We start from the raw sequence: 25,272 nt of genomic DNA, 5'->3' as shown, positions 1-25,272 counted from the left end.
GCGGGCGAGACATGGGAAAGAGACAGCGGGACTGTGTCGGGTGCGGGGCGCCGGTCGGCTTCATCGACCGGCAGCACTGCTGCCGCTGCACCGCCCGGATGAAGGACGAAGCCACCCGCGCCTCCTGCCCCGCCTGCGGGAGGTCACGCGTCCTGCAGGCCGACACCGGACGGTGCATCACCTGCTCGCGGACCTGCGCAAGCTGCGGACGCCCGGTCCGCTCACCGTCCGCCAGCCACTGCGGGATCTGCCGACGCGAATCCGCCCGGCAGGCTGCGAAGCGGCTCTGCCCTCGCTGCCAGCGGCCCGGCTTCCTGCAGACCAGCACCGGATGGTGCGGCCACTGCTCGCGACGGCGGCAGACCAAGCAGCCCCCGCGGGAGTGCGCCGGCTGCGGCCAGGTGCGGCGCCACGCCGGACACGGACTCTGCTCAGCCTGCTGGCAGAAGCACCCTGACCGCCCCTTCATCGCCGCCGAGAACCTGGCATCCCGGCTCGCCGAGCCGGTGCCCTGGCTGGGTGACTTCGCCGGGCATCTCGCCGACCGGCACTGCGTGAGCCGTGCCTGCACCATGATCAGCACGCTGGGCAGGCTGCTAAACGACGAACAACCCAACCACCCCCAAGCCCTCCTGGACCGTGCCCGCCGCCCCGGCCGTTCGATGGGCTCTCTCGCTCGCGCACTCGAAGCCTTCCTTACTCAGCACGGCCTCGCCCTTCCCACCGACCAGGCGCAACGGCTCGCCACTGGACGCCGACGACGCCGCATCGATGCCGTCCCGCTCCCGTTGCGACCGCCGGTGCAGGCGTTCGCCGAGTCCATGCTGCGAGCACGCGAGCGCGCCAGGAAGGCCGGCACCCTGCCGCGCACCGACAGCACTATCGAAACGGCCCTGGCCATCGTCCGCGACCTCGCCCGCTTCCTGACCAGCACGCGCAACAAGCAGGACTGGGCCCTGACCGACGTCCACGACGTCGAAGCCTTCCTGGCGACCATACCCAAGGCCCGTCAACGTCGACTGACCGTGCTGCGGCAGTACTTCCGTTTCGCCCGCTCCCGCAAGATCGTGCTTATCGACCCCACCCTGGGAGTCAAGGCCAAGGGCCCGTCGGGGTTCAGCGGCACCACTGTCGCCGTCGACCAGCAGCGACAGCTGTTCCGCCGCTGGACCACCGGCACCGACGCGCACCCTCACGAGGCACTGCTCGGACTCCTGGCCCTCCTCCACGCGGCCTCCAGCAGTGAGGTCCGGCTCCTGCGCCTGGACGACCTCGATCCCACCAACCGCACCATCCGCCTGGGCAAACGGCCGCATCCGGTGCCCATGGACCCGGTCAGCTGGTCAGTGCTTCAACGCTGCCTGGCCCACCGCGCGGACTGGGGCACCGACAACCCCTACGTGATCGTCACCCGGATCACCAAGACCGGCCGGGCACCGGCCTCAACTGCTTATGTCAGCCACCTCCTGGACCCTTGCGGCACCCCGCCCCGAACCCTGCGGAGCACCCGACTTGCCGACCTGGTGAACACCCTCGATCCCAAGCTCGTCGCCGCAGCCCTCGGCATGGACCCCGAAGGCGTCATGATCTACCTCGCCGATCATGTCGACGTCGGTCGGCTCGCGCAGCGCAGGGAGAACGCACCAGGGTCAGGCACTGCGTGACCGGCACAATGTCCCGGTGACCCTCTTTACCTGCGCGAACTGCGAGCACCCTCTCACCGACGATCTGCAGGAATCACAGGCCGCCCCGGCCAGCGATCACCTGTCCGACCATCGCATCGCCGACCCGCGGGTGGCGCAAGGCACCTATGCGATCAACTACGACGCCACGCTGTTCATCCTGCATCCTGACGACGTGCCAGGCACCGCTCTGCATCCCGACTCAGGACGTCGTGGCGGCTGCTGCGGACTTCACGGCCAAGACGGTCCCAACCTCGTCTGCGCAGACTGCGGCGCCGAGGTCGCCACCAAGGAATCGGACTGCTGGACCGACAACCTGGTAGCGCTGATAGCCGCCGCAGTCGTCAGCAGCACGGAATCTCCATTTGGAACCCGTTGACTTTCGGCGCCACCTCACACACGTTCGCCGGAACATGTGCGCTTTTCCGAACGATTCGTTCGAGGCGATGGCCACGCTGTTCTTCTCCTCGCGCTCCGTCAAAACCTGGAACAGCATTTCGGCGCCTCGGCGGTCCAGTTCGAGGTAGCCCAGTTCATCGATGCAGAGCAGGTCGACGCGCCCGTAGCGGGCGATGGTCTTGGTCAGCTGCTTCTCGTCGGCGGCCTCGACGAGCTCGTTGACCAGCTTCGCGGCGAGCGCGTAACGGACCCGGTAGCCGGCCATCGCGGCGGCGGAACCCAGGCCGATCAACAGGTGCGACTTGCCGGTTCCCGAGTCGCCGATCAGGCAGAGCGGTTCGCCCTTCTTGACCCATTCACAGGTGGCGAGGTTATGGATCTGAGCTGGGGTGACGTTGGCGTTCGCGGTGTAGTCGAAGTCGTTCAGCCACTTCTGACGGGGGAAGCCGGCCGCTCGGATGCGTCGCTCGGACCGACGCCGGTCGCGGTCCTCGCACTCGGCCATCAGCAGTTCGGCGAGGTAGCCGCGGTAGGACAGGTGCTCGCGTTCGGCGCGGGTGGCGGTGTCGGCGAACTGGGTCCGCATGGTCGGCAGCCGCAGAACCCGGCAGGCGGTGTCAATGGCGGCATCGGCGGCGGGTTCGGTCAGGGCGTGGTGAGGGCCGGTCATCGCAGGTCCCTTCCGGGTCGGTGGTGCAGGAGCTGGTCCCAGCGATCCAGGACAGGCAGAGGTCGCTGGTCGGGAGGCAGGCGCGCGGTTCGGCGCTCGGTCAGGCTTGGCAACGGCAGATCCGGTGGGACGACCGATTCGGGAATTGGCGTCGTGGCGCTACTGACGTTGTTGGCGTGATGTCGTCAAGGTGAGTCGGGTTTCGGCGAGGCATCCGTTGATGAGGTTGCTGCGGTACTGGATCTGGCGGAGACCGTGCCGAAGTGCGCTCATGAGGTGGTCAGGGTCGGTGAAGGCGGTGTTGACCTGGCTGCTGCGCCGCAGCAGTGACCAGATGCCCTCAGTTGGCTTGTCACAGTGCGGGGACCGTTGGACAACGGAGCGTGGACACGCCGATTATCAGTAGTGAGGGCCTGCTGCGGCTGGTCGAAGCCGTCGCGCGCGTGCGATCGCGTGGCCAGGGGGGAGAGGGTGCGTCGTGGACGACACCGGAACTGATGGCCGCCCCAGAAAGGAACGGTGACGGAGCGTCCGGGAAGTCTGTGGACGTCGCTTCCCGCGGCGGTCAGGCACGAGACGCTCGCGGTGCTGGTGACGCTGCTGGATCGGGCGGCGGCCCGTCCGGGCGGCGCGGCGGCAGCGGACGTCGGGGGTGAGCACGATGTCGTTCGCTGAGCGCGTGGAGCGGAAGGTCGAGGGCCGGCACCGGGACCGGCTCGCGGTGGTGTATGTCCGTCAGTCGTCCCGTCAGCAGGTCGTTGACCACGGCGAGTCGACGCGGCTGCAGTACGGGCTGGCCGAGCGGGCGGTGATACTCGGCTGGTCGCGCTCGCGTGTGCTGGTCATCGATGAGGACTTGGGGCGTTCGGCCGCTGGCGGGCTCGAGCGGCCAGGGTTCGCCCGGTTGGTCACCGAGATCACCATGGGGCGGGTGGGAGTGGTGCTGGGGTTGGAGATGTCGCGGCTGGCCCGCGTCGGGCGGGACTGGCACCAGTTGATCGAGTTGTGCTCGCTGACGTCGACGCTGCTGGCGGACGTCGACGGGGTCTACGATCCGAACTGCTATAACGACCGGTTGCTGCTCGGGCTGAAGGGCACGATGAGCGAGGTCGAGCTGCACCTGATCAAGCAGCGGATGGCTGCGGGAAGGCTTGCGAAGGCCGCCCGTGGGGAGTTGGCCGTGCCGCTGCCGGCCGGGTATGTCCGCCGCCCCGACGGGACGGTCGCCCTTGACCCGGACGAGCAGATCCGCGCCGTGGTCCGCCTGGTGCTGGACCTGTTTGAGCAGTTGGGCACGGTGCACGCGGTGTTGCGGTTCCTGGTGGAGCACCGCGTGCTGATCGGGATGCGGCAGCGGTCGGGGCCGGACAAGGGGGAGGTGGTCTGGCGTCGCCCGCACCAGCAGGGGTTGATCAACATGCTGCGCAACCCGGCGTATGCGGGCATCTACGCCTATGGCCGCAGCCGCGCCGATCCCGCCCGGCGGCGGCCCGGCCGCCCGCAAAGCGGCCGGGCGCGCGGGCTGGGGGAATCCGAGTGGCTGGTGCGCATCGAGGACGCGCTGCCGGCTTATATCAGCGTCGAGCAGTACGAGCGGAACCTGGCGCGGATGGCGGCCAACCGGGCCCGCGCCGAGAGTATGGGATCGCCGCGGGAGGGACCGGCACTGCTGGCCGGACTGGTGGTATGCACGTTGTGCGGGCAGCGACTGCAGGTGGTCTACGAACGCAGCAAGGCGGGGCTGACGGGGCGCTACTGCTGCACCCGCCGCCTGGTCACCTATGGTGAGCCGCGCTGTCAGCAGATGGCGGCCGGCTTCCTCGACGCCTTCGTCGTCGAGAAGGTCCTGGCGGCGCTGGCGCCATCCGCGCTGGAACTGTCGATCGAGGCCGCACGCCATATCGAGGCCCGACGCGCAGAGGTGGACCGCATCTGGCGGCAGCGTCTGGAGCGCGCAGGGATCGCCGCGGAGCGGGCCGCCCGCTGCTACCGTCTCGCTGAACCGGAAAACCGCCTGGTGGTACGGCAGCTGGAGCGGGAGTGGGAGGAGGCGCTGGCGACCCAGGCGGCTCTGGCCGAGGACTACGAGCACTACCGCCACGAGCAGCCAGACCACCTGTCGGCCGCCGAGCTGGCCGCGATCCGCGCTCTCGCCGTCGACCTCCCGACGCTGTGGCACGCCAAGTCGACGACCATCGCGGACCGCAAGCGGCTGCTGCGCTGCGTAGTGGAACGGGTGGAGGTGGCCGCGAGGGGAGCGAGCGAGCAGGTCCACGCCACGATCGTGTGGGCCGGCGGTGCTCGCACCGACGCCGATCTGACCCGTCCCGTCGCCCGCGTCGATCAACTCTCCTACTATCCCCGTCTCGTCGAGCGGATCCGCGCGCTGGCCGCGGGAGGGCTGACGACCGGCCAGATCGCCGACGAGCTGGCCGCCGAGGGACTACGCCCGCCCCGGCAGAGCCCGCGCTTCAACCCCGGCGAGATCCAGCACCTGATCCGCCGTCTCGGCATCCGCCCCGGACTGGAGGCGGACCGGCACACCGCCAACGGCCCGCTGAGCGTGCACGAATGGTGGCTCGCCACGCTCGCCCGCGAGATCGACATGCCCGCCGCCACCCTGTTCGGTTGGTTGCAGCGCGGCTGGGTCACCGGACGGCAGGACGAGCGCCCGCCACATCGCTGGATCATCACCGCCGACCCCGATGAAATCGAGCGGCTCAAGGCACTGCGCCGCACTCCGGACCGGCTCCGCAAGCGGCGCCGGTGGATCAACAACATCCCGGACCACAACAACACCAATGATCAAGGAGAACACGGATCATGAAAGATCGCACCTACGCGACCCGCAGTGCGGCAAGCACATCTCGACGGGGTGAGGTCCGGTGCGTAGGCCGGGAGGAAGTAGCAGGTGATCCAGTCGTGGGTGTCGATGAACTCCCGTAGTCGGCGGTCCTTGTGGACGTTGAGGTTGTCCCACACGAGCACGATGGGTGCACCGAGCTGCTGGTGCGCGGCGATGAGCAGGTCGCGGTAGTCGGTCCAGGTGAAACTGCGTCTGCCGCCGCGCTTGTGATCGAGATGCCGCTTGGGCCGGTAGATCAGCCGTGAGCGTTCACCGTGCTTGTAGCAGGCCAGAGCGGCGACGGAGAAGCGGCGCTGGGAGCGTCCCCTCACCCGGATGACGGGTGTGCGTCCGCGCCGGGCCCAGGTCCGTGCGGTGGGCGGCGTCATCGAGAAGCCGGCTTCGTCTTCGAAGCACAGCCAGGCGTCGAGCGCCGCCACGGACCTTCCACCTGCGGCCAGGTCTCCTTCACCCAGCCCGCCACGGCCTCCTCGTCGCGCTCGATGGCTCGGCGGGCCGGCACCTGATGGCTGAAGCCATGCCGGTGCAGCATCTTCGCGATCGCCGACAGCGTCATGCTCTTGTGGAACCGGCGCCCGATCAGCGTCTTGATGCGCGCCAGCGTCCACGTCTGGTCCGGCCAGCCGTGCGCGACCGGCCCCTTGGCGAGCTCCTGCTCGAGCACGATGAACAGGGCCTCACTCAGCTTGGGCCGTGACACGGGCCCGGCGGACTGCAGCCCCTGGGTGCCCGCGTCCTGCCAGGCCCGGCGCCAGCGCTGCACCGAGCGCACACTCACCCGTAAGTCCTTGGCGACCTCGGCGCTGCAGGCACCCACAGCGAACCGCTCCGCGGCCTCCAGCCGGATCCGCTCGCGAAACGCCTGCCGTTCAGGCGTCAGCCCACCACCCTGCGGATATCTCACACAACCGGCATACCGCGACGATCACACATCGTCAGCCCCCAACGACAACACGCCGCAAAGGTCAGTAGATGTACCGGACGTGCCGGTGGAAGGTGCGGCCGTTATACAGGCGACGATCGACCGGACGGCACAGTGCAGGCCGACGAACCGTGGCGGGCGCTGGAGGTCCTGGCCAGAGCAACGATGTAGAACGCTCGCGGCCGAGAGCCCGGCTTCCAGGCGGCCGGGTGCTTGCTTCATCGACTCCGCCGAGGTGGCGGGGTGACCGAAGCAAGTAGCTTCGCGGGTCGCAGTATTAGCGTGGTGCGTGGAGGAGGCTCGGCGAAGTAGGGAACACGGCACGCGTTCTTCCTGCCAACAGACCGAATAACCGAGAGGGTGAATTGTCCGTTTCCTTGGAAGAGGTGACTATCCACCCATGCACCGCGTAAATGCCCAGCTCACGGCCTGTGGTCCCCGCGCACGCGGGGTTGGTCCCGTCCACGACGGCCGTACTGCCGCTGTAGGTGGGTGGTCCCCGCGCACGCGGGGTTGGTCCCCAGGACTCCGCCGCCCCGGACCTGCTGGAGCTGTGGTCCCCGCGCACGCGGGGTTGGTCCCAGGGCGGTGGGGAGCGCCGGCCCGGTCTGCCAGTGGTCCCCGCGCACGCGGGGTTGGTCCCGGTGCCCTGGTTGAGCAGTGGCAGCGGGAGGAGTGGTCCCCGCGCACGCGGGGTTGATCCCGTCATCAGGCGGTTCGGCTTCTTCACGCTTGCGTGGTCCCCGCGCACGCGGGGTTGGTCCCTACTGATGCACGACGACGATCTGCCGGAGCGTGTGGTCCCCGCGCACGCGGGGTTGGTCCCGCGAACGCCGCGACGGCGGCATGGACCCGCACGTGGTCCCCGCGCACGCGGGGTTGGTCCCTCGGCGCGGACCTTCTCGAACTCCTTGGAGCTGTGGTCCCCGCGCACGCGGGGTTGGTCCTCGCCGGGCGCCTGCGGCGCGTTCACCGGCGATGTGGTCCCCGCGCACGCGGGGTTGGTCCCGGGGTGGACGGCCTCCAAGCGAAGGGGAACGTGTGGTCCCCGCGCACCCGGGGTTGGTCCCGCGGACATGAACTTCGGGGCCAGCGAGCTGGGGTGGTCCCCGCGCACGCGGGGTTGGTCCCGCGGCGAGGGCCTCGTTTTCGTCGGCGTAGACGTGGTCCCGCGCACGCGGGGTTGGTCCCGCGCTGAAGGCTCGCAACGAACTGGTCGTGGAGTGGTCCCCGCGCACGCGGGGTTGGTCCCGCAGCGGACGAGGCCGAGGGTTTTCAGTGGTCCCCGCGTACGCGGGGTTGGTCCCCTGGGACGCCATGATGCTCGGCGACCAGGCCGGTGGTCCCCGCGCACGCGAGGTTGGTCCCTGGCTGCCGCCCTCCACCGCCTGAAACGCCCTGTGGTCCCCGCGCACACGGGGTTGGTCCCGTCAGCTCGGCGCCGACCGCCTGAGCCGTCACGTGGTCCCCGCGCACGCGGGGTTGGTCCCTTCGCAGAGTCGTTCCTAGTCTTGCCGCTGGTGTGGTCCCGAGCAATGCTCAGGACTTGTGGATCGGTTCCGGGAAGGACGCGGAGGGCGTACCTTCCCGAATGATCCTGTGATGGTCACCGAGTAGGCCCGCGTTCGCAGCGCGGGTCGGGAAGGCACGCCCGTGCTCAGCGTAGTCACCGACGATGGCTCCAGCAGTCCGATCTCCGAGGTGCTGCCATTGCTCTACCTGCACGGCCTGTCGTCCGGGGATTTCGTCCCGGCACTGGAGCAGTTCCTCGGCGGCGCGGCCGGCCTGTCGCCGACGACGATGACTCGGCTAACCCGGCAGTGGCAGGACGACCACGCCGCCTTCTGCGACCGGGACCTGTCGGACCGCGACTACGTGTGCGTGTGGGCCGACGGCGTGCACCCGAAGATCCGGCTCGGCCAGGCTCACTCGTGCATCCTGGTCCTGCTCGGCGTCCGCCTGGACGGCACCAAGGAGCTGATCGCACTGGCCGAGGGCCTGCGCGAGTCCACCGAGTCGTGGGCCGACCTACTGCGCGACTGCCGCCGGCGCGGCATGCGCGCCCCGGAGCTGGTGGTCGGCGACGCTGCGATGGGGCTGTGGAAGGCGCTGGCCGAGGTGTTCCCCGCCGTGAGGCATCAAAGGTGCTGGGTTCACAAAGCCTGTGTCGAACTCCTTTCCGAAGTCCGCGCACTCTGGCGCGACGAGAGCCATGCAGGAGATCTACAACGCCGAGGGCCGCGCGCATGCCGAGAAGGCGATCGAGGCGTTCGCGAGGACCTACGGCGCGAAGTGGCCCAAGGCCGTCGCGAAGATCACCGACGACGCCGTGGAGTTGCTGGCGTTCTACGATTTCCCGGCGGAGCACTGGATCCACCTGCGGACCACGAACCCGATCGAGTCCACGTTCTCCACGGTCAAGCTCCGCACCAAGGTCACCCGCGGCGCGGGCAGCCCGGCTGCAGCACTAGCGATGGTGTTCAAGCTGGTGGAGTCTGCGCAGGCCCGATGGCGCGCGATCACCGGCGCCCACCTCGTGCCCTTGGTCCGCGCGGCGCCCGGTTCGAGAACGGCGTCCTGGTCGAGCGCCAGGAGCAGGTCGCGTGACCGGGCCGAACGACTACGGCAGCTGCCAGATCTACCTGCGAGGCGGTCACCACCCGTCCGTGACGGAGCTCGTCGCGGCGGCTGTCGGAGGCCAGGCCGACGATCACTACACGGTCCGGGCGGGCCAGATGGTCTTCGAGATCCGGCACAACCCGGACGTCGGGCTGGCCGACGACTTCATCGGGTGGCCGTTCACCATCGAGGCGGAAACCGACGAACCCGGACCCGCGCTCGTCGAGGCAGTGTCACGACTCCTCAAGGCGGCCTGGAACCGCGGCTACGACGCCGTTGCCGCCTGCGACTTCGAAGACGAGCTCCCGGATCTCGGCGGACTCCCGCGCTACCCCTGACTTACACCGGATCCACAGGTTTTGACTATTCCTCTGTGGTCCCCGCGCACGCGGGGTTGGTCCCTGAATGGCCGACGCGCAGAACAACCTCACCGTGTGGTCCCCGCGCACGCTGGGTTGGTCCCACGCCGCACAGGACCGGGATGCCTACCTTGAAGTGGTCCCCGCGCACGCGGGGTTGGTCCCCTGAGGCCTACGTCCCGGCCGTGGCCCCGGTCGTGGTCCCCGAGCACGCGGGGTTGGTCCCCCGACGTGCACATTCGAGGAAATGGTCGAGGAGTGGTCCCCGCGCACGCAGGGTTGGTCCCTCGCGGCGCTCGCCGCTCTGGCGGTCCATGGCGTGGTCCCCGCGCACGCGGGGTTGGTCCCTGGATCGTCCCGGCCTGGGCCGCCGGTACCGCGTGGTCCCCGCACGCGGGGTTGGTCCCGTGCTCGCCGGCGGTTCGGAGCACGCTCACTTGTGGTCCCCGCGCACGCGGGGTTGGTCCCCGAGGCGCGGCCCGAAGCCGCAGGAAAGGGCTGTGGTCCCCGCATACGCGGGATTGGTCCCTCGCGCGGGAAGCCGGCCGGCCGCTGCGTTCCGCGGTCCCCGCGCACGCGGGGTTGGTCCCGACGCGTTGCGGAAGCCGGTCGGTGCGCCGACGTGGTCCCCGCGCCCGCGGGGATGGTCCCGGCGGACGCTCCACACCTGAAACAAATTCCCAGTGGTCCCCGCGCCCGCGGGGATGGTCCCTCCGTGTACAGGCGGTGCGCCCGCTTGTAGAGGTGGTCCCCGCGCCCGCGGGGATGGTCCCGCCGCCCAGCTCCTGGCGTGGCTGCACAAGACGTGGTCCCCGCGCCCGCGGGGATGGTCCCCCGTGTCTCCGATGGCGTCGCGCGCCTCTCCCGTGGTCCCCGCGCCAGCGGGGATGGTCCCGAGGTGTATTCGGGGGACGCGCCGAACGTGGGGTGGTCCCCGCGCCCGCGGGGATGGTCCCATCACGGACTTGACGTCGTCGTTGCCCTTCTTGTGGTCCCCGCGCCCGCGGGGATGGTCCCGCCGGCTGCTGCTCCCCCGCCAACCCGAGGGCGTGGTCCCCGCGCCCGCGGGGATGGTCCCTGCTTGAGCCACCACCGGTAGGTGGAGCCGTCGTGGTCCCCGCGCCCGCGGGGATGGTCCCAGACCGCATGACCTTCGAGAATTCCCACCAGAGTGGTCCCCGCGCCCGCGGGGATGGTCCCACCATCAATGTGGTGATGGCGAACAGGAACGGGTGGTCCCCGCGCCCGCGGGGATGGTCCCCTCCTGGCGGTCAACGGTCGGCCCCTCGGTGAGTGGTCCCCGCGCCCGCGGGGATGGTCCCCCGCCGCCCGCCACTGAGAGAGAGGAAAGAGAGTGGTCCCCGCGCCCGCGGGGATGGTCCCACCTCCACGTCCCGGCTCTCCAGCTCGACCACGTGGTCCCCGCGCCCGCGGGGATGGTCCCGGCGGGGCGGGGGCTGCGTCGTGACGGCGGTGGTGGTCCCCGCGCCCGCGGGGATGGTCCCAGGGCGAGCCGCCGGCCCCGCTGCGCCTCCTCGTGGTCCCCGCGCCCGCGGGGGGGTGGTCCCGCCGGGAAGCGGCCGTCCGTGCGGACTGTCGAGTGGCCCCCGCGCCTGCGGGGGTGGTCCCAAGCAGTACATCGGGCATCTAGCTGAGCGGATGTGGTTCCCCCGCCTGCGGGGGTGGTCCCCGGCCCGCCGACGTCCGGGCTTTCGCCGCTGAGTGGTCCCCGCGCCTGCGAGGGTGGTCCTGGTGCGCAGCGCCCGCCGGATCGAGCGCCTCGGTGGTCCCCGCGCCTGCGGAGGTGGTCCCGCGCAGGCCGCGATCGAACACGCCCCTGCACGGCCCGGCCAGTCCTGGGCGAGCCACTACAGCCACGGCCGGTGGGCGCACGAGTCCGGCATGATCCACGCCAAGCTCGGTGACCTCACCGCAGCGGAGGAGCATTGGCACCTGGCGCTGGACATCCACGGCCTGGACCGCAAGAGGACCCGGGCGATCGTGCTCGCCGACCTCGGGCACGTCCAGCTCAAGCGCGGCAACACCGAGACCGCCCTCGCCACCTGGAGCGAGTTCCTCGACTGCGCCGCCGGCGTACAGTCCGTACGCATCCATGACGGACTGACCAACATCGCAGCCCGTCTGCCGTCCATCCCCGACAGCCCTGCCGCCGCCGATCTCGGCGAGCGCATCGCCGCCCGGGCGTGACGGCAGCACCGTCCCAGTGAGCATGCCTCCTACGCAGTAGGAACGAAACGCACGGCGCCCCAGGCGATTGCCTGGGGCGCCGTGCTGCCTCCACCAGCAGATGCTTCAGGCCTTGAGCGGGGGACCGTGGAACAGTCCACCCATCTGGTCGGCCTCAACCACACGCTGGCAGATCGCGTGCAACCCGGAGGGGGTGCCTGCGCCGTGGACCGCTTCGACAGCGCCTGGCACGAGTGAGAGCGTGGCGCAGGTAGCGCACGGCGGTACGGCCGTGTCCGTAGTCGAGTGCTGCCTGGGCCTCATCGATCCATGCGGCGGCTTCCTGCGCATTCAGATCCGCGGACTCAGCGTACGGACCGCCTGTGATATCGGGTTCTCTGCGCGAGCCGGTGGAGCAGACGCCGAAGATCGGCCCACACCGCCCGGCCTTCGAATCCGATGAGCATTTGGACTCCCCTTTCACACGAGGCCGGTTGTTCGGATGCGTGAAATCACCTGGTTTCCTGACCGGTCCGGGCGAGTGGGGCCAGCAGGCCGTCGCCGGGCCAAAGATCCTGTTCGGTCACGAGGCTGGCGAGGAAGGTTCCGACCTCGGTCAGCACTGCGGCCCGCTCGGCGGACCCGTAGACGATGAAGTCGTCGGCCGCGGCATCGTAGGCGCGTACGTGGCTGTGCGGGCCGGTGCAGACGAGGGCACGCGCGATTTCGGGCAGGCCGAGGCTGAGGGCGTCGCACCGGCCTGCACGGACGAGTTGGACCAGGTCGGTGGTGACGCGCTCCCAGTCACCGACTTCCGGCCAGTCGGCACCTCCGCCCAGTTCGTGGGTGAGGGTGGCCAGCGGGATGATCTCGCCCGGCCTGCGGCCGCGGGTGAGGAGGTCGTGGATGCGGGCGCCGTCGGGCTGGCGCACCTGGGGGTGCAGCAGGGAGGCGGCGGCCACGACGGTGGTGTTGATCTCCTGGGCGGCGGCCGGGTAGTACGCCTCGTGTGCGAAGAGGAGGTAGACGTCTGGGGTGCGGTCGGCCGGGCTGGTCTCGGGCTGGGGCATGAGTACGGTTCCCTTCGGTAGTGGGGTGCCGGGCGTGGGGGAAGGCGCCGTCGGCTGGCCGTGCGGCGGGTACGGGCCCAGAGGCCGCTCTGGCTCGCGGGTCTGGTCCTCGTCCGTGGTGCCGTTCTCGGCGTTCTCAGCGGCGGTGTTGATCTGGGTCACCTGGTGGCCGAGTTGGACCATCAGCCGTTCTCGGAGAATGAGGGCGTCGGAGACCGCCCGGGTGTCGTGGGTCTGGAGCAGACCCGCGGCCTCCCACAGCAGGTTGTGGCCGATCTCGGCCGAGCGGCGCAGCTCGTAGCGGTCGCTGCCGGCGGCGGCCTGGACGAGCGAGGTCTGCAGGGACGCCAGGCGCTGCAGGTAGCGGCAGGCAGCCGGGTCTTGGCCGGTGCGGACGTGTTCGCGGGCCCGGGCGTCCAGGCGTTGGGGCACGTGTTCGGTGAGCAGTGGTGCGAGTGCCATTGCGGGTAGCGCGGTGTCGGTGGGAGTTCCGTGGCCGATGGCGAACAGGCCAGTGAGCAGGCTGAGGAGGGCAACGGCTGCCGTGGACAGGCGGACGGATCCGGGCAGGCGGAACAGGGCGATGCGCCGGGCGGGACGCCGCGTCAGCCAGCGCCCGGCCCAGCGCTGTGCACGGGTGGCGCCCGGGGTGAGCACCCCGATCTGGTGGGGGGTCTCGGGCCGGCTGCCGTCGCCGGGGATGGTCCAGGCGAGCCAGCCCCATAGGGTGCGTTCGTGGACGAGCACGGGTTCGCACGCCGTCGAGCAGGTGTGGTCGGGGACGTGGCCGGTGCGCAGGGCACGTGAGTGTGCTTGCGTCCAACGCCCCGGGTCTTGGGCGAAGGGGCGGTCGTGGTGCGCGGCTTCAGCCGGCGGTGTGCTGGGGACGGTATGAGTCACGGGCTGCTTCCTTCCGGTGGGTCCGTGAAGGCGGAGGCGCAGGTGGTGCAGCGGCCGTCGCCATCGGGATGGGCGCGCTTGCGTGTGGGGCCCGGGCAGGTGCGGCACAGCGGCCAGCCCAGGCAGGCCGGACAGAGGTCTTCGCCGGGGGCGGTCCCGGGGCAGCCGCAGCCGGAGCATTCGACGAGGGCCCGGTAAGTGAGGGCGTCGCTCACGGTGCGGGCGGCCGGGGCCGCCGACGGCTGGCGGGCTGGTGGCTCGAACGGCTCCCGATGCGAGGGCGCATCATGCGGGCCGGCGGCGGTGGCGGGTGGCGGGTAGGCCTGGGCGGCGCGGAGCCGGGCGGCGATGATCGCCCCGACGGAGGTGCGTACCGGTGTCGGCAGCGGTCGGCCGGCGATGACGTGACGCAGCTGCTCGCTGCTCCAGCCGACTTCCAGCATCACGGTCACGACGCGGCCCTGGTGGGTCAGCGCCTGTCCGGTCAGGAGGAGTTCGGGGCGAGCCGCTCCGATCTCGAGCAGCAGTTGGATCCCCGGGTGCATCTCATCTGCCGTCGGCACGGCCGGCACGGCCGGTTGGGGCTTCGGGGTATCCGGCCCGTCCGTCCGTCCAGACGCCCGCGTCGCTTCGCTCAGGCACGGACGGAGGGGACTGGTGTTCTGCTTGTTGGTCTTCTTTCTCTTGGTGTTCTTAGTGGGGCGATTGACCGACGTCGGGTTATCCACCGGTGGAAAACCCGACATCGGTTGCGACCTGCTGTTTTGCAGGCTGGGCAGGTCGGTGATGAAGTACGCGGCCGCGCCGAGGGTGCCGTCCGAGTTGCGCTCGCGTTCCCTGAGCAGGAAGCCGTGCCTCTGAAGCTCCTTGAGCCCGCTCTTCACGGCTGCCTCGCCGTCGCGGCCGCGGCGCGCCAGGTCGGTGACGGTCATCCGCCAGCCGTCCCGGTGCGTGCTGATAAGTCCGAACAAGCCCTTCGCCTTGAAGGACAACCGGGCATCGCGGAACAGGCCGTTGGCGATCTGGGTGAACTGATCGGCCGCCATCACCCCGCGCCGGATCCCCGCCCCGAAGCCGCTCATCGCCGCGCCGGCCGGAACGGAAGCGAACGTACGCGCCGCCTGGACGAGGTCGGCGTCCATGACAGCCGGTCGGTCCGTGATCGAGTAGACGATCTCGCCGAGCGTCCCGTTGTCGTGCCGGAGCTGTTCGCGAATGAGGTAGCCGTGGCGCTGCAGTTCGCTCAGGGCGGCGCGTACGGCGTCGCGCCCGTCGGGCCCGGCTCTCATGAGGTCGGCGACCGTCACCTGCCAGCCAGTTGCATGGGTGCTGATGTAGCCGAACAAGCCCTTCGCCTTGAAGGACAACCGGGCATCGCGGAACAGGCCGTTGGCGATCTGGGTGAACTGATCGGCCGCCATCACCCCGCGCCGGATCCCCGCCCCGAAGCCGCTCATCGCCGCGCCTCCGGTACGGGGCGCACGCGGTAGCCGAAGGGGCGCTCCCAGACGGCCGGGGTGAGGCGGCCGACGGTTCTGGGTGCGCGGGAGGGCGTGTGTTCCATGCCTTCAGGTCACCCGCCGGCCCCGACCACGCCGGCGGCCACGAGCCCCGACCATCGGTCACGATCCGGCAACGGCAGCCGTCGAGCTGCCATGGTCGCTCTCGTGGTCGGGCCGACCACGCGCCCTCGGCCAGGGTGCGCAGCCGTTGCGCAGCCCGAGTGCGCAGCCGCCAACGGGCCGTGCGCAATCAGGCTGCGCAACGAGTCGAGGATCGTGCGCATCGGGTTGTGCGGTGCCGTTGCGCAACCCGCCGGGGGTTCTCGCAAGGACTCTGCGCATCGGATCGCAGGGGCTGCGCAGTCCCTCTGGTGGTGCCCCGGTCTTCTCGTGCGCCCGTCCCGCTCCACCGCGCACGTGCCTGTTGCGGGCGCGGGTGGCCGGCTCCCCGGTGCGCGGGGTGCGGCCCGGCGTGTGGTCATGCGGCGGTCCTCGGCCGTACCGCGAGCACCCCTCACTGTCAGCCCGTGGTCGGGGCCGTGGTCGGGGCGACCATGGGCCAGACCATGGACTTCGTGGCCGCATCGTGACCGTGGTCGGGGTCCCGTGGTCGGTGGTCGGGTCGGGGGCGGCGGGTTTTCTCAAGGTCAGCAAGTACACGTTCCGACCTGGGAGTTTGACCATGTCCCCTGGCATGCAGGCCTCCGAGAGCCAGGCTGGTGCTCCGATGGCGGCCGGCGTGGCCCTTCAGGCGATGCGGCGCCGCGTACGCCTCTCACGCGTAGCGGTCTGGACCGTGATCGCGGCCGGCCCCATCGCCCTGTGCGTCGCCATTGCCTCCACCCCGACCACGGTCCAGGCGGCCACCGAGGCCAAGCCGACCACCGTGCGCACCGCCGCGGCCGCCGACCCGGGCGGCTATGCGCAACTGTTCGTCAGCGCGTGGCTGCGCAGCAGCGCCGACGACGCGACCACTGCGCAGGCGCGGCTTGCGCAGTCACTCGCGCCGGACGTCGACCTTCCCACCCCGGCCGCCGATGCGCAGTCCGGTCCGCAGTCCGTCACGGCGGTGCGCAGTGCGCAGAGCGGGAGCGGCGGCTGGTTGGTGACGGTGGCTGCGCAGTACGCCGACGGCTCGGTGCGCTATTACACGGTGCCGGTGGCCGCCGGACGCGACGGCGCCTCGTTCACCGTGACCGGTGCGCCCGGCGTGGTGGCCGGCCCCGGCCGGGCCGCGGTGCCGGCGTCGCCGTACGGGGTGGGCGTCCCCGACGGTGATCTGTCCACTGCAGTCGGCCAGTTCCTGGCCGCTTATCTGACCGGTGCCGGGGAGGTCGATCGCTTCCTCGCGCCCGGCGTGAACCTGCCGGCCGTCTCCCCGGCCCCCTACACGGCCGTCTCCGTCCAGCAGGTGTCCGCCGTCGAACAGGCGGCGGCCGCCGGGCAAGTGCCGGGGGACGGCACGACGGTGCGTGTCCTGGCCCAGGTTGAGGCCCGGGACAGCGGCGGGCGGTGGCCGCTGGCCTACGAACTCACGCTCCGGGCCCGCTCGGGCCGGTGGGAGATCGCCGCGCTCCAGTCCGGCACCACCCAGGACGGCGGTGCCCGATGAACGCCGTGCACAGCGTGATCCTCGCCGGGCAGTTGAACGACCTCGGCAACTCGTGGATCACAATGTTCAGGGACTGGGCGACCAAGGGCCTGCAGGCCGGTCTGGTCTGCCTCGTCGTCGTGATCATGATCCAGCGGTTCAGCCTCAAGGCCGGGATCGGCGCCCTGCTGCTGATGGTGATCGCCCTCGGTCTGTACAACTCACGCAACGACCTGGCGTCGATGTTCGAGAACGAGGTGAAGAACCCGTCCAAGGGCGCAGCTGCCGTCCCCGGCGTCGTGACGTCACAGCTCCCCGTCCACCATGACCACGCACCAGGCGTCGGGGGCTGGCTGTGAGCGCGGCCGTCGGCCGGGTGGGCCGCTTCTACACCGCAGCGCGCCGCCATCCGTGGGTGCTGGGCAAGGTCGCCGACTGGAAGATCCCCCTTGGCCCTTACACCCCCGCGCAGATCGCGGTCGCCGTCGGCGGCGGCTTCCTTCTGGTCAAGACGATCAGCTGGTGGTCGTGGATGGGGCCGGTTCCCCCCATCGCGTGGATCCTGGCCATCTGGGCGGTGCGCCGGCCGAAGATCCGGGGCCGGGCCCCGATGCAGGCCGCTGTGGGCTGGGTGCTGCTGGGCTGGCAGCCACGAGGAGGACGGATCGGCGGGCGGGCCGCCCGCGACCGCGGACCCAGGCCGCTGCTTGGCGGCTTCACGATCGAAGGCGCACCCGTGCCGGAACCCGCACCGTCCCATGCGACGCAGACGCCGCACCCGCACCCCGCGACAGGCCGCACGTCCACGCGAGTCCGCAAGTCAGTGCGCCGCCGCAGCGCACCTACTGCTCCCGCGGCGGCGATGCCGGTCTCGGGTGTGCAGCAGCTGCTCGCGTCCGTCGGGCAGGGGGGTGCGCGGTGAGGGTTCCGATCCGTCACATCGCCGGGCACCTGGTGTGGTCGGCCCAGGGTGGTGTGTGGGCGATCTACCGCCTGCACCCCGGCCCGGACGCACACGGACAACTCGAGGAGACCGTCCAGGGCACCTACGTGCCCGCGGCGGTCCGCGACGAACAGCTCGCCAAGATCACGCATTTGGTGCGGTCGCTGTCCGGGGCACCGCGGTTGTTCGGTCTGTGCGCGCAGCTCGACCCGGGTGAGGTCGCCCTGAAGATGATCGAGGGCATCGAGCCGACCGAGGTGCCGGGCGTGGGCCGGCATCCGTGGGTGGAGAACGTCGAGGCCACCCTGGATCTGCTGGACGAGCAGGAGATGCACCGCCGCACCCTGTGGCTGGCCGTGCCTCTGAAGGCCGAGGCGGCCGGGCTACAGGTGTCGGCGTCCCTCGGTGCGGCGTGGGCCGAGTTGTCCCCGCTGCTGGGCATGCAGCCGGTGCCGGTGGCACGGCGCGAGGTGAGTGCCTACCGCGAGCAGGCCTCGCGGGTGGAGGCCGCGCTCGCCGGAGGTCTCGCCTTCCGCCCGGCCCGTCCGGCGGAGGTCGTGTGGATGGTCCAGCACGCCCTGCACCGCGGGCTGGCGGAGCCGCTGCTCGCCGAGGCCGAGACCAGCGAGCTGTACGACGGCCGGATCCACGAGGGGGTGCTGCGTTCTCCCAGTTACGCCGATCTCGGACAGGTCCGTCTGCAGGAGGGCGGTATCGACCCGGAACTCGACGACGTCGAGGAGCTCAAGAGCGCGGGCCGGATCACGCGGTCGGGCCGCAAGGCCTGGTGGCGGCTGAACACCGGCTCCCCGCTGGGGCGGCGCTGGCTGCAGGTCGAAACCGACGCCGGTGTCGGCTACCAGGCCCAGCTCGCCCTGGCCGAGTGCCCTCCCGCCGTCAGCCAGGATGCCGCCGACCTGTTCGCCCAGCTGGAGACGCTGGACTTCCCCGTCGACTACACCGTCGATCTCACCCTGGTCCCGGCGGAGAAGGCCCGCGACCAGGTTCGGCGCAAGAAGAACGAACTGATCGACCAGGCCGACCAGTACGACGCCCGCCCCACCGGCATGCCCGCCTCACTGACCGATGCCGCCCGTGATCTGGGTGAGCTGGATGCCCGTCTGTCGCGGACGTCCGTCGAGGTCGAGGTGCAGTCGGTGACCGTGCTGACCGTGTGGGGGCCGACCGCCGCCGTGTGCGACGCCCGGGCGCGGGCCCTGGCGGCGCTGCTCGGCGGCGCCGACTACCGGGCGGTGCGCCCGGCCGGCCTGCAGGAGGCGCTGTTCACGCTCGGCCTGCCCGGCACGGTACGCCCGGGTGTGGTGCGGGAGTTCACGCAGCACCAGGTCTCGGAGGACTGGGCCCTGGGCGGTGCCTTCACCGTGGGCGAGGTCGGCGACCCGAACGGGATGTTCCTCGGGCTCGACCTGGACAGCGGCACCTCCCGCCCCGTGATGATCAACGTTGCGGACGCTCCCAAGGTGGATGCGTCGGCGTCCATGGGCATCGTCGGGGACCTGGGCGCGGGCAAGAGTGTTTTGCAGAAGCTGGTGTCGGAGGCGGTGTGGGCGCGCGGGGGCTGCGCGATCTGTATCGACCGCACCCCGGTACGCGAGTGGGCCACCTTCGCCCGCAGCGCCGCGAAGGACCGCTGCCAGATCATCGACGCCGCCAAGGCGGAGGTGTCGATCGACCCGTTGCGGATGTTCGACGGCTCCGAGGGCCGCCACTACGCCCTGTCCTACCTCACCCTGCAGCTCGGCATCGGCCCGATGAGCACCAACGGCGAAGTCCTGCATCACGCTGTCGAGAAGGCAGCCGCCGGCGACCAGCCGTCGATGCACCGCGTGCTGGAGGTCCTGGAAGACATGGCCGGCCGCGAGGCGGGCAAGCGGCAGGATGCGGCTGCCACCCTGGCCGGTCTCATCCGCGTCGTGGCCACCAACCCGCTCGCGGCGATGGTGTTCGACCCAGCATTGCCGCCGGTGCGGCTGGACGCCTCCAGCGCCTCGGACATGATCGTGATCACGACCACGGGTCTGAAACTGCCGCCGAAGGCTGCGTTCGCCAACCCGGAGGTCCTGCATCAGCAGCCGCTGGAAGCGCTGATCGGCCGTGCGGTGCTCTACCTGATCGCCGCGCTCGCCCGGCAGACGGCGTTCGAGGACCCCGAGCGGTTCACCGCGGTCGTGGCGGACGAGCTGTACTGGCTGACCAGCTCGGCCGAGGGCACCGCCCTGGTTCACGAGATTCTCCACGACGGCCGCAAGCACGGTGCCGGCCTCATCGCCGGTTCGCACGATGCCGAGGAACTCGGCCCGGACCGCGGGCTGATGGCCTACCGCGCACTGGCCCGCACCGCGGACCGTGAACGCGCCCGCCGCGGCCTGGAGTTCGTCGGGCTCGACCCGGGCAACCCGGACCTCGTGCGGCTGGTGACCACCGGCCTGTCCCCGGTCGGGCAGAGGGGCCGCGAGGGCGAGTTCCTGCTGACCTGCCCGAGGCAGAACACCGGCCGCGTCAAGGCCGTCATCCCCCGCATCGCACGCATCAAGTCCTCCATCACCACCACACCGGGACGACGCACCAGCACCGCCTCGACCCCCACGCCCGAGCCCGTCGCCGGGCCGACCGGCGATGCCCGTCCGAAGGAACACGTCTCGTGACCACGTCGTCTTTCGCCCCGTCCCGTTCCCGGCGCATCGCCGCGGCGTTCAGCGTCCTGGCCGTCGCCGCTGTGACCGCCGGCGTGCTGATGCTGGCCGTCTCGGTCGGCCTGCCGGATTCGTGGTGGCCGCAGACCGGGCAGGCCTTCGCCGCCGACGCCCACGCCCACGTCGGCCAGGCCGGCCATCACGACCCGTGCGCGGCGATCGTGGGCCGCGCCAAGGCGTACTGCGAGCGCGGCAACGCCACCCCCGAGCCGGGAAACCATCACGCAGGGGCGGCCTGGCGGCTGGTGCCGGCCGGAGCCGGGGTGGCCGCGCTCGTGCTATGGCGCAGCAGTCGCCGCACGGCCGGGCAGAAGCGGGGCTAACGACGATGTTCCGCCCAGACCGCGGCACCCTGCGAACCGCCGGATTCCTGGTGCTGCTCACCGGGGTCTTCCTCATAGTCAACACCCAGGTCGTCTACGCGGCCGGCAGCAACGGCGAGACCGGCGATCTGCTCTCCCCGTTGAACATCACCTCTTCCGAGGGCGTGCCGATCGGCGGGTACGACCTGAACGCCGACGGCGGCTCCATCGTCGCCTTCAAGAGCCAGGCCCTCGCGTTCGCCCTGTCCGGGCTGTTCACCCTGATCCAGTTGCTGGTCGGGCTGGCCGGGTGGGCGATCGAGGTGGCGTTCCGGTTCCCGCTGCTGACGATCCTCACCCGCCCCGCGCAGAAGGTCGCCGACACCTACAACCACGTGGTCGTCGACAGGCTGGGGTTGAAGGGGCTGCTGCTCGCGTGGGCGTTCGTCTTCGCCGGTTTCATGATCGTGCGGGGCCGGGTCGGCCGTGGTCTGGGGGAAATCTTCCTCACCCTGTTGATCGGGGCGTTCGCCGCCTCGGCCCTCATCCGCCCCGACACGCTGCTCGCCCAGGACGGGCCGTTGGGGCAGTCCCAGCAGGTGGCCGCCGAGGTCGCCCAGGAGAGCGTCAACTCCTACGACTGGGGCGGGAAGATCGCCAGCAAGGGGCCGTGCGACGGCATGGCCGGCCACGCCGAGATCAAGTGCGAACAGCACCTGGGCGAGGGACCGGTCTCCGCCGCCCAGGTGGCCCGCCCGATCCAGGACAGCATCACGAACGCGCTGATCGTCAAGCCGTACATGCTCCTTCAGTACGGGCGCATCCTCGACCCGGCCAAGCCTTCTGACCGCAAGGCCTACGCGGTCCACCTCAAGTGGATCACCGGCGGCTACCAGCCCAAGACGTATCCCTCGCAGGAGGCGAAGGACACCTGCAGCCGGATCAAGGGCGAGGCCAAGAAGTACTGCGAAGCCTCCATCGACGGCAGAGCCAGCCGCACGAGCAACGACGACGACCTGCCCTCCCTCACCGCCGGGGGCGATCTGCTGAACTCCCCCAACGCGATCGTCACCGACGAGGACCGGTCCTTCGCCGCCTTCCTGGCGGACATGAAGAAGGCCGGGCCGGTCGGCCAGGCCTGCGCCGACTACGCCCAAAAGCCCACCTGGTGGCGGGTCGGCGGGACCTTCCTGCTGCTGATCGCCGCCTTGTTCATCTGCGGCATGCTCCTCAGCAGTGCCATCGTCCTCCTCGGCACCCAGGGCGTGTGCGTCGGAGCAGCAGCGGCCGGCGGCGTCGCCTTCATCGCGGCCATGCTGCCCGGCCCGCCGCGCCAGACGGTGTGGAAGTGGCTGTCGGTGTGGGGGATCGCGGTCCTGGCCGTGGTCGCGGTCTGTGCCTTCGTACCGTTCTTCGGGATCGCCGTGGATGCCACCATCACCAACGGCCCCGACCTGATGGTCGAGCGGATCCTCCTCATCGACGTCCTCGCCATCGCCGGGGCGGCCGGGCACCGAAGGCTCCTGGCCGGCATCGCGTCCTTCGGCCGGAGCATGGCGATGCGGATGCGCTACGCCAAGGTCGGCGGCACCCACATGCCCGGGGACACTTCCGAGCTCGGCGCCGCGCTCGCCATGAACTCCCCCGCCGCGCTCGGCGGATACGGCAGCGGTCTGCGCGCCTTCACCGGCGGCGGCGGTGGTGGTGGAAGGTTCGGGATGCTCGGCACCCGGCAGCGGCTGATGGGCGCACTCACCTCGATGGTCGACGGGGCGGGGATGCCGGTGGACACCGGCCGGATGCTCGCGGACGCCACCGCCGAGGCCGGGCGCGGGCTCGCACCGCTGACCGCAGCGGCCGCCGTGGGCGGGCTCGGGACACGACTCGGCCTGAAGGGTGCGCACTGGCTGCTGATCGGACGCCGCCCGGACCGGGAGCAGTTGGCCAAGTGGCGCAAGCCCACCGCCGGCGGGGATCCAAACTCAGGCGGCGGCCCGGACGGAGGCAACGGCGGTCCGGGCGGCGGCCGGCCGCGCCGGCCCGGTGGCCCGCCCGACCGGTACCGCAACGACGAGGGCCAGATCGTGGACCGCAACACCGGCCGGGTGCTGCACGACCAGAACAGCGACCGAACCCTGCTGTCCACCCGGGCCCACAACCGGCTCATCCGCTTCCGCGGCTACCGCATCCTCCACCGTGGCGGCCGCATCGCCTACGGAGCCACCGTCGGCCTGCCGGAAAATGCACGGCGCACCCGTGCGGCGGGCTCACGGTACTCCCACGACGCCCGCCAGCAGGTGCGGGTTTGGGGCAACACCGTCCGCGAGGACGCCCGCGTCTGGGGGGACAGGGGGCGCGATGTGGCCCGGGCCGTGCGGGAAGGCGACGACGCCGGCGGGATGGGCCCCTTCACCGGCCGGCGCCTGCCCGCCCGTCCGGCACCGGCTCCGCGGCCGGCCGGCTCCTCCGGCAGCCCGGGCCGCGGACGGCCGAACCCGCCGGCACCCACCCCTGCGCCCGGATCCGGCACCCCGCCGCCAGCCCCTCCGGCCCCACCTGCCCCGCCGGCTCCCCCGACGCGGTTCGGCGGTGGTACGCCCCGGCGCCCGGCGGGACCGACCGGGGGCGGGCCCAGGCCGGTCCTGCCGGGAGGCGCAGGCGCCACCAGCAGCACCCGTGGCGAGGCGCGGGCCCGGTTCCAGGAGCTGATGCGCAGGACCCAGGCCGACGCCGACCGGCTTCGCCGCCAGCGTGACCAGCGGCGCGGCGACGGCGGTGAGGGCGAGTGAGATCCAGCCGGCGCCGCCTGGCGCGGTGGGGGTGTGTGGTGGTGCTGTTGCTGTTCACCGCCGTGTGCTGTGCCGTGCCGGTCGGGAACGCGATCAGCGCGTACGTCGCACTGAAGACCGGGCAGCAGGATGACGGCGGGATCGCCGAGGGCGGCAGCGCCGCGGACATCCCTGCCCGGATGCTGACCGCGTACAAGAAGGCGGTCCAGCAGGTCGGGAAGCATGTTCCGAAGTGCCAGGGGATGCGCTGGCCGATCCTGGCCGGGATCGCCAAGGTCGAGTCCAACCATGCCATCGGCCACAGCATCGCCGACAACGGTGACATCCGCCCGCCGATCTACGGAGTGCTCCTCAACGGCTCCGGTGCAGGGGGCAACACGACGGTGGTACCGGACAGCGACGGCGGGAAGTGGGACGGCACCTCACAAGGCGACCGGGCCGTGGGTCCCTTCCAGTTCCTGCCCTCGACCTGGGAGTCCGTCGGCCAGGACGGCAACGGCGATCACACCGCGGACCCGCAGAACGCTGACGACGCCGCGCTCAGCGCAGCGGTCTACCTGTGCGGCAACGGCCGCGACCTGACCCAGCACGCCCAACTCGACGCGGCAATCCTTCAGTACAACCACTCCAGCGAGTACCTCTCGAACGTGCTGGGCTGGATCGACCAGTACACGGCAGCCGCCAAGGACCCGGACCTGAAGAATCTCGCCGGGAAGGTGCGCACCGTGATCGACGCCGCCCTGTCCCAGCGGGGCGTGCCCTACTCGTGGGGCGGCGGCAACGCGAGCGGCCCCTCGTACGGGTCGTGCTGCACCATCAGCGGCAAGAGCGGCACCGGCATCAAGGGCTTCGACTGCTCGGGGCTCACCACCTACGCCTATGCCAAGGCCGGCATCAACCTGCCGCGCACCGCGGCCGAGCAGGCCGGGGCGGGCCGGCGGATCCCCGCCAGCCTCGGCACAAGTGCGCTCAAGGCAGGGGACCTCGTCTTCTACGCCTACGCCCCCGGCCGGGACTCGACGATCTTTCACGTCGGCATCTACCTCGGGGGCGGCCAGATGGTCAATGCCGCCCGCCCCGGCACGGTTGTACGCCTGGACGCGGTGGACGCGATGTCCGGATTTGCGGGAGGTGCCCGGCTGCTATGACAACGCCCACGTGCAGGGCCGCAGATGAAGGCGGCCAGCTGCTGATCTGGAGAGAGGTGAACGAGTGAACTGCGCACGCGTCCTGATGTGGACGCTCACGGTGCTCAGCATGGTCAGCGGCGTGGGCGCGATCGCCGGGCTGAACCTCTTCATCGGGTACCGCCGCATCAACTGGAAGCGAGGCCGTGCAGGGCAACGCCTCGCGATCGGCTGTGGTGCCATCGCTGGCACGTCGGGCTTTGCTCAGCTCTTCGTCGCCGGCTTCCCCGGAGGACCGTGGACACGCTGGATTCCCCCCGCCCTGTTCCTCGCCAGCGCCATCACGCTCGTATGGCTCACGGGACAGTTGCGCGCAGGGCGCGAAGAGCAGCGTCGGTCCCAAGGCTGGACACGCTGATGAGCACCCGCACGGGCAGGTCGGTGGAGGACAGGCCGCGCACGTCGAGCTCCCATCGACCCGACCGGTCAAGAGGGTTGAGCACCTCCGCCTCGCCGCGCTCACCGCGCCTGCTGTTGATCGCCACCGCAATCCTGATCGTTACCGGGGTGGCCCTGCTCGCCCTGCCGACCAGCCCCAGCTCATCGGCGACCTCGTCGGCATCTGTGCCG

15 protein-coding genes, 4 pseudogenes and 2 CRISPR repeat arrays are annotated in these 25,272 nt (G+C 70.9%); of the genes and pseudogenes, 13 read left to right on the top strand and 6 right to left on the bottom strand.

Annotated features, from left to right (window positions below):
- Window positions 1-11 precede the first annotated feature (11 nt).
- Window positions 12-1,664: an integrase gene (locus BIV25_RS53565; RefSeq protein ID WP_071376986.1), complete on the top strand. Its 1,653-nt coding sequence runs from the start codon at window positions 12-14 to the stop codon at window positions 1,662-1,664.
- A gap of 220 nt (window positions 1,665-1,884) precedes the next feature.
- Here BIV25_RS53565 and istB read toward each other — a convergent pair whose 3' ends face one another.
- On the bottom strand, window positions 1,885-2,751 hold the full coding sequence (istB, locus tag BIV25_RS37405) for an IS21-like element helper ATPase IstB (protein WP_305729340.1): 867 nt from the start codon (window positions 2,749-2,751) through the stop codon (window positions 1,885-1,887).
- 159 nt (window positions 2,752-2,910) lie between these two features.
- Window positions 2,911-3,099: pseudogene (locus BIV25_RS53560) on the bottom strand (IS630 family transposase); the annotation flags it as partial.
- A 313-nt stretch (window positions 3,100-3,412) separates the two neighbouring features.
- Between BIV25_RS53560 and BIV25_RS37400 the strand changes: the two are divergent.
- Window positions 3,413-5,578: a recombinase family protein gene (locus BIV25_RS37400; RefSeq protein WP_071377005.1), complete on the top strand. Its 2,166-nt coding sequence runs from the start codon at window positions 3,413-3,415 to the stop codon at window positions 5,576-5,578.
- Window positions 5,579-5,622: 44 nt separating this feature from the next.
- On the opposite strand, the pseudogene BIV25_RS37395 reads toward BIV25_RS37400, so the two are convergent.
- Window positions 5,623-5,985, bottom strand: a pseudogene (locus tag BIV25_RS37395) (transposase); the annotation flags it as partial.
- Window positions 5,982-6,521: a winged helix-turn-helix domain-containing protein gene (locus BIV25_RS37390; RefSeq protein WP_071376985.1), complete on the bottom strand. Its 540-nt coding sequence runs from the start codon at window positions 6,519-6,521 to the stop codon at window positions 5,982-5,984. The pseudogene BIV25_RS37395 and the gene BIV25_RS37390, both read right to left, overlap by 4 nt.
- Before the next feature lie 449 nt (window positions 6,522-6,970).
- Window positions 6,971-8,029: a CRISPR direct-repeat array (repeat unit 29 nt; unit sequence GTGGTCCCCGCGCACGCGGGGTTGGTCCC).
- A gap of 193 nt (window positions 8,030-8,222) precedes the next feature.
- Here BIV25_RS37390 and BIV25_RS37385 point away from each other — a divergent pair.
- The 3 genes and pseudogenes from BIV25_RS37385 to BIV25_RS37375 form a co-directional block, all read left to right on the top strand.
- Window positions 8,223-9,146, top strand: a pseudogene (locus BIV25_RS37385) (IS256 family transposase); the annotation flags it as partial.
- Complete coding sequence (locus tag BIV25_RS37380) at window positions 9,143-9,496, top strand: hypothetical protein (RefSeq protein WP_071376984.1); 354 nt, start codon at window positions 9,143-9,145, stop codon at window positions 9,494-9,496. The pseudogene BIV25_RS37385 and the gene BIV25_RS37380, both read left to right, overlap by 4 nt.
- A 34-nt stretch (window positions 9,497-9,530) precedes the next feature.
- A CRISPR array of direct repeats spans window positions 9,531-11,329; the repeat unit is 29 nt; unit sequence GTGGTCCCCGCGCCCGCGGGGATGGTCCC.
- A pseudogene (locus BIV25_RS37375) lies at window positions 11,330-11,725 on the top strand (tetratricopeptide repeat protein); the annotation flags it as partial.
- 491 nt (window positions 11,726-12,216) lie between these two features.
- Here BIV25_RS37375 and BIV25_RS53555 read toward each other — a convergent pair.
- Window positions 12,217-13,674: a hypothetical protein gene (locus tag BIV25_RS53555; RefSeq protein WP_256257063.1), complete on the bottom strand. Its 1,458-nt coding sequence runs from the start codon at window positions 13,672-13,674 to the stop codon at window positions 12,217-12,219.
- Window positions 13,671-15,131 (bottom strand): hypothetical protein, encoded by a 1,461-nt coding sequence (locus BIV25_RS37365; protein WP_071376983.1) that lies wholly within the window; start codon window positions 15,129-15,131, stop codon window positions 13,671-13,673. The genes BIV25_RS53555 and BIV25_RS37365 overlap by 4 nt, the downstream gene beginning before the upstream one ends.
- 727 nt (window positions 15,132-15,858) lie before the next feature.
- On the opposite strand from BIV25_RS37365, the gene BIV25_RS37360 reads away from it, so the two are divergent.
- The 8 genes from BIV25_RS37360 (at window position 15,859) to BIV25_RS37325 (ending at window position 25,060) form a co-directional block, all read left to right on the top strand.
- Entirely contained in the window at window positions 15,859-16,788 is a 930-nt protein-coding gene (locus BIV25_RS37360) for a conjugal transfer protein (protein WP_071376982.1), read from the top strand.
- Window positions 16,785-17,126 carry a hypothetical protein gene (locus tag BIV25_RS37355; RefSeq protein ID WP_071376981.1) on the top strand — a complete coding sequence of 114 codons (342 nt, stop codon included), beginning with the start codon at window positions 16,785-16,787 and terminating at the stop codon, window positions 17,124-17,126. The genes BIV25_RS37360 and BIV25_RS37355 overlap by 4 nt, the downstream gene beginning before the upstream one ends.
- The gene (locus tag BIV25_RS37350; protein WP_071376980.1) at window positions 17,123-17,689 is read left to right on the top strand and encodes a hypothetical protein; all 567 of its coding nucleotides are present in this window, start codon (window positions 17,123-17,125) and stop codon (window positions 17,687-17,689) included. The genes BIV25_RS37355 and BIV25_RS37350 overlap by 4 nt, the downstream gene beginning before the upstream one ends.
- Complete coding sequence (locus BIV25_RS37345) at window positions 17,686-20,376, top strand: ATP-binding protein (RefSeq protein WP_071376979.1); 2,691 nt, start codon at window positions 17,686-17,688, stop codon at window positions 20,374-20,376. Before BIV25_RS37350 ends, BIV25_RS37345 begins: the two co-directional genes overlap by 4 nt.
- Entirely contained in the window at window positions 20,373-20,747 is a 375-nt protein-coding gene (locus BIV25_RS37340; RefSeq protein ID WP_071376978.1) for a hypothetical protein, read from the top strand. The genes BIV25_RS37345 and BIV25_RS37340 overlap by 4 nt, the downstream gene beginning before the upstream one ends.
- Before the next feature lie 5 nt (window positions 20,748-20,752).
- On the top strand, window positions 20,753-23,515 hold the full coding sequence (locus BIV25_RS37335; RefSeq protein ID WP_071376977.1) for a hypothetical protein: 2,763 nt from the start codon (window positions 20,753-20,755) through the stop codon (window positions 23,513-23,515).
- 35 nt (window positions 23,516-23,550) lie between these two features.
- Window positions 23,551-24,663 carry a bifunctional lytic transglycosylase/C40 family peptidase gene (locus BIV25_RS37330; protein WP_256257062.1) on the top strand — a complete coding sequence of 371 codons (1,113 nt, stop codon included), beginning with the start codon at window positions 23,551-23,553 and terminating at the stop codon, window positions 24,661-24,663.
- 64 nt (window positions 24,664-24,727) lie between these two features.
- Window positions 24,728-25,060 carry a hypothetical protein gene (locus BIV25_RS37325; protein WP_143076767.1) on the top strand — a complete coding sequence of 111 codons (333 nt, stop codon included), beginning with the start codon at window positions 24,728-24,730 and terminating at the stop codon, window positions 25,058-25,060.
- Window positions 25,061-25,272: the final 212 nt, after the last annotated feature.

This window comes from Streptomyces sp. MUSC 14, assembly GCF_001866675.1.
GTDB lineage: Bacteria > Actinomycetota > Actinomycetes > Streptomycetales > Streptomycetaceae > Streptomyces.
This window is presented reverse-complemented; position numbering and strand designations above follow the sequence as displayed.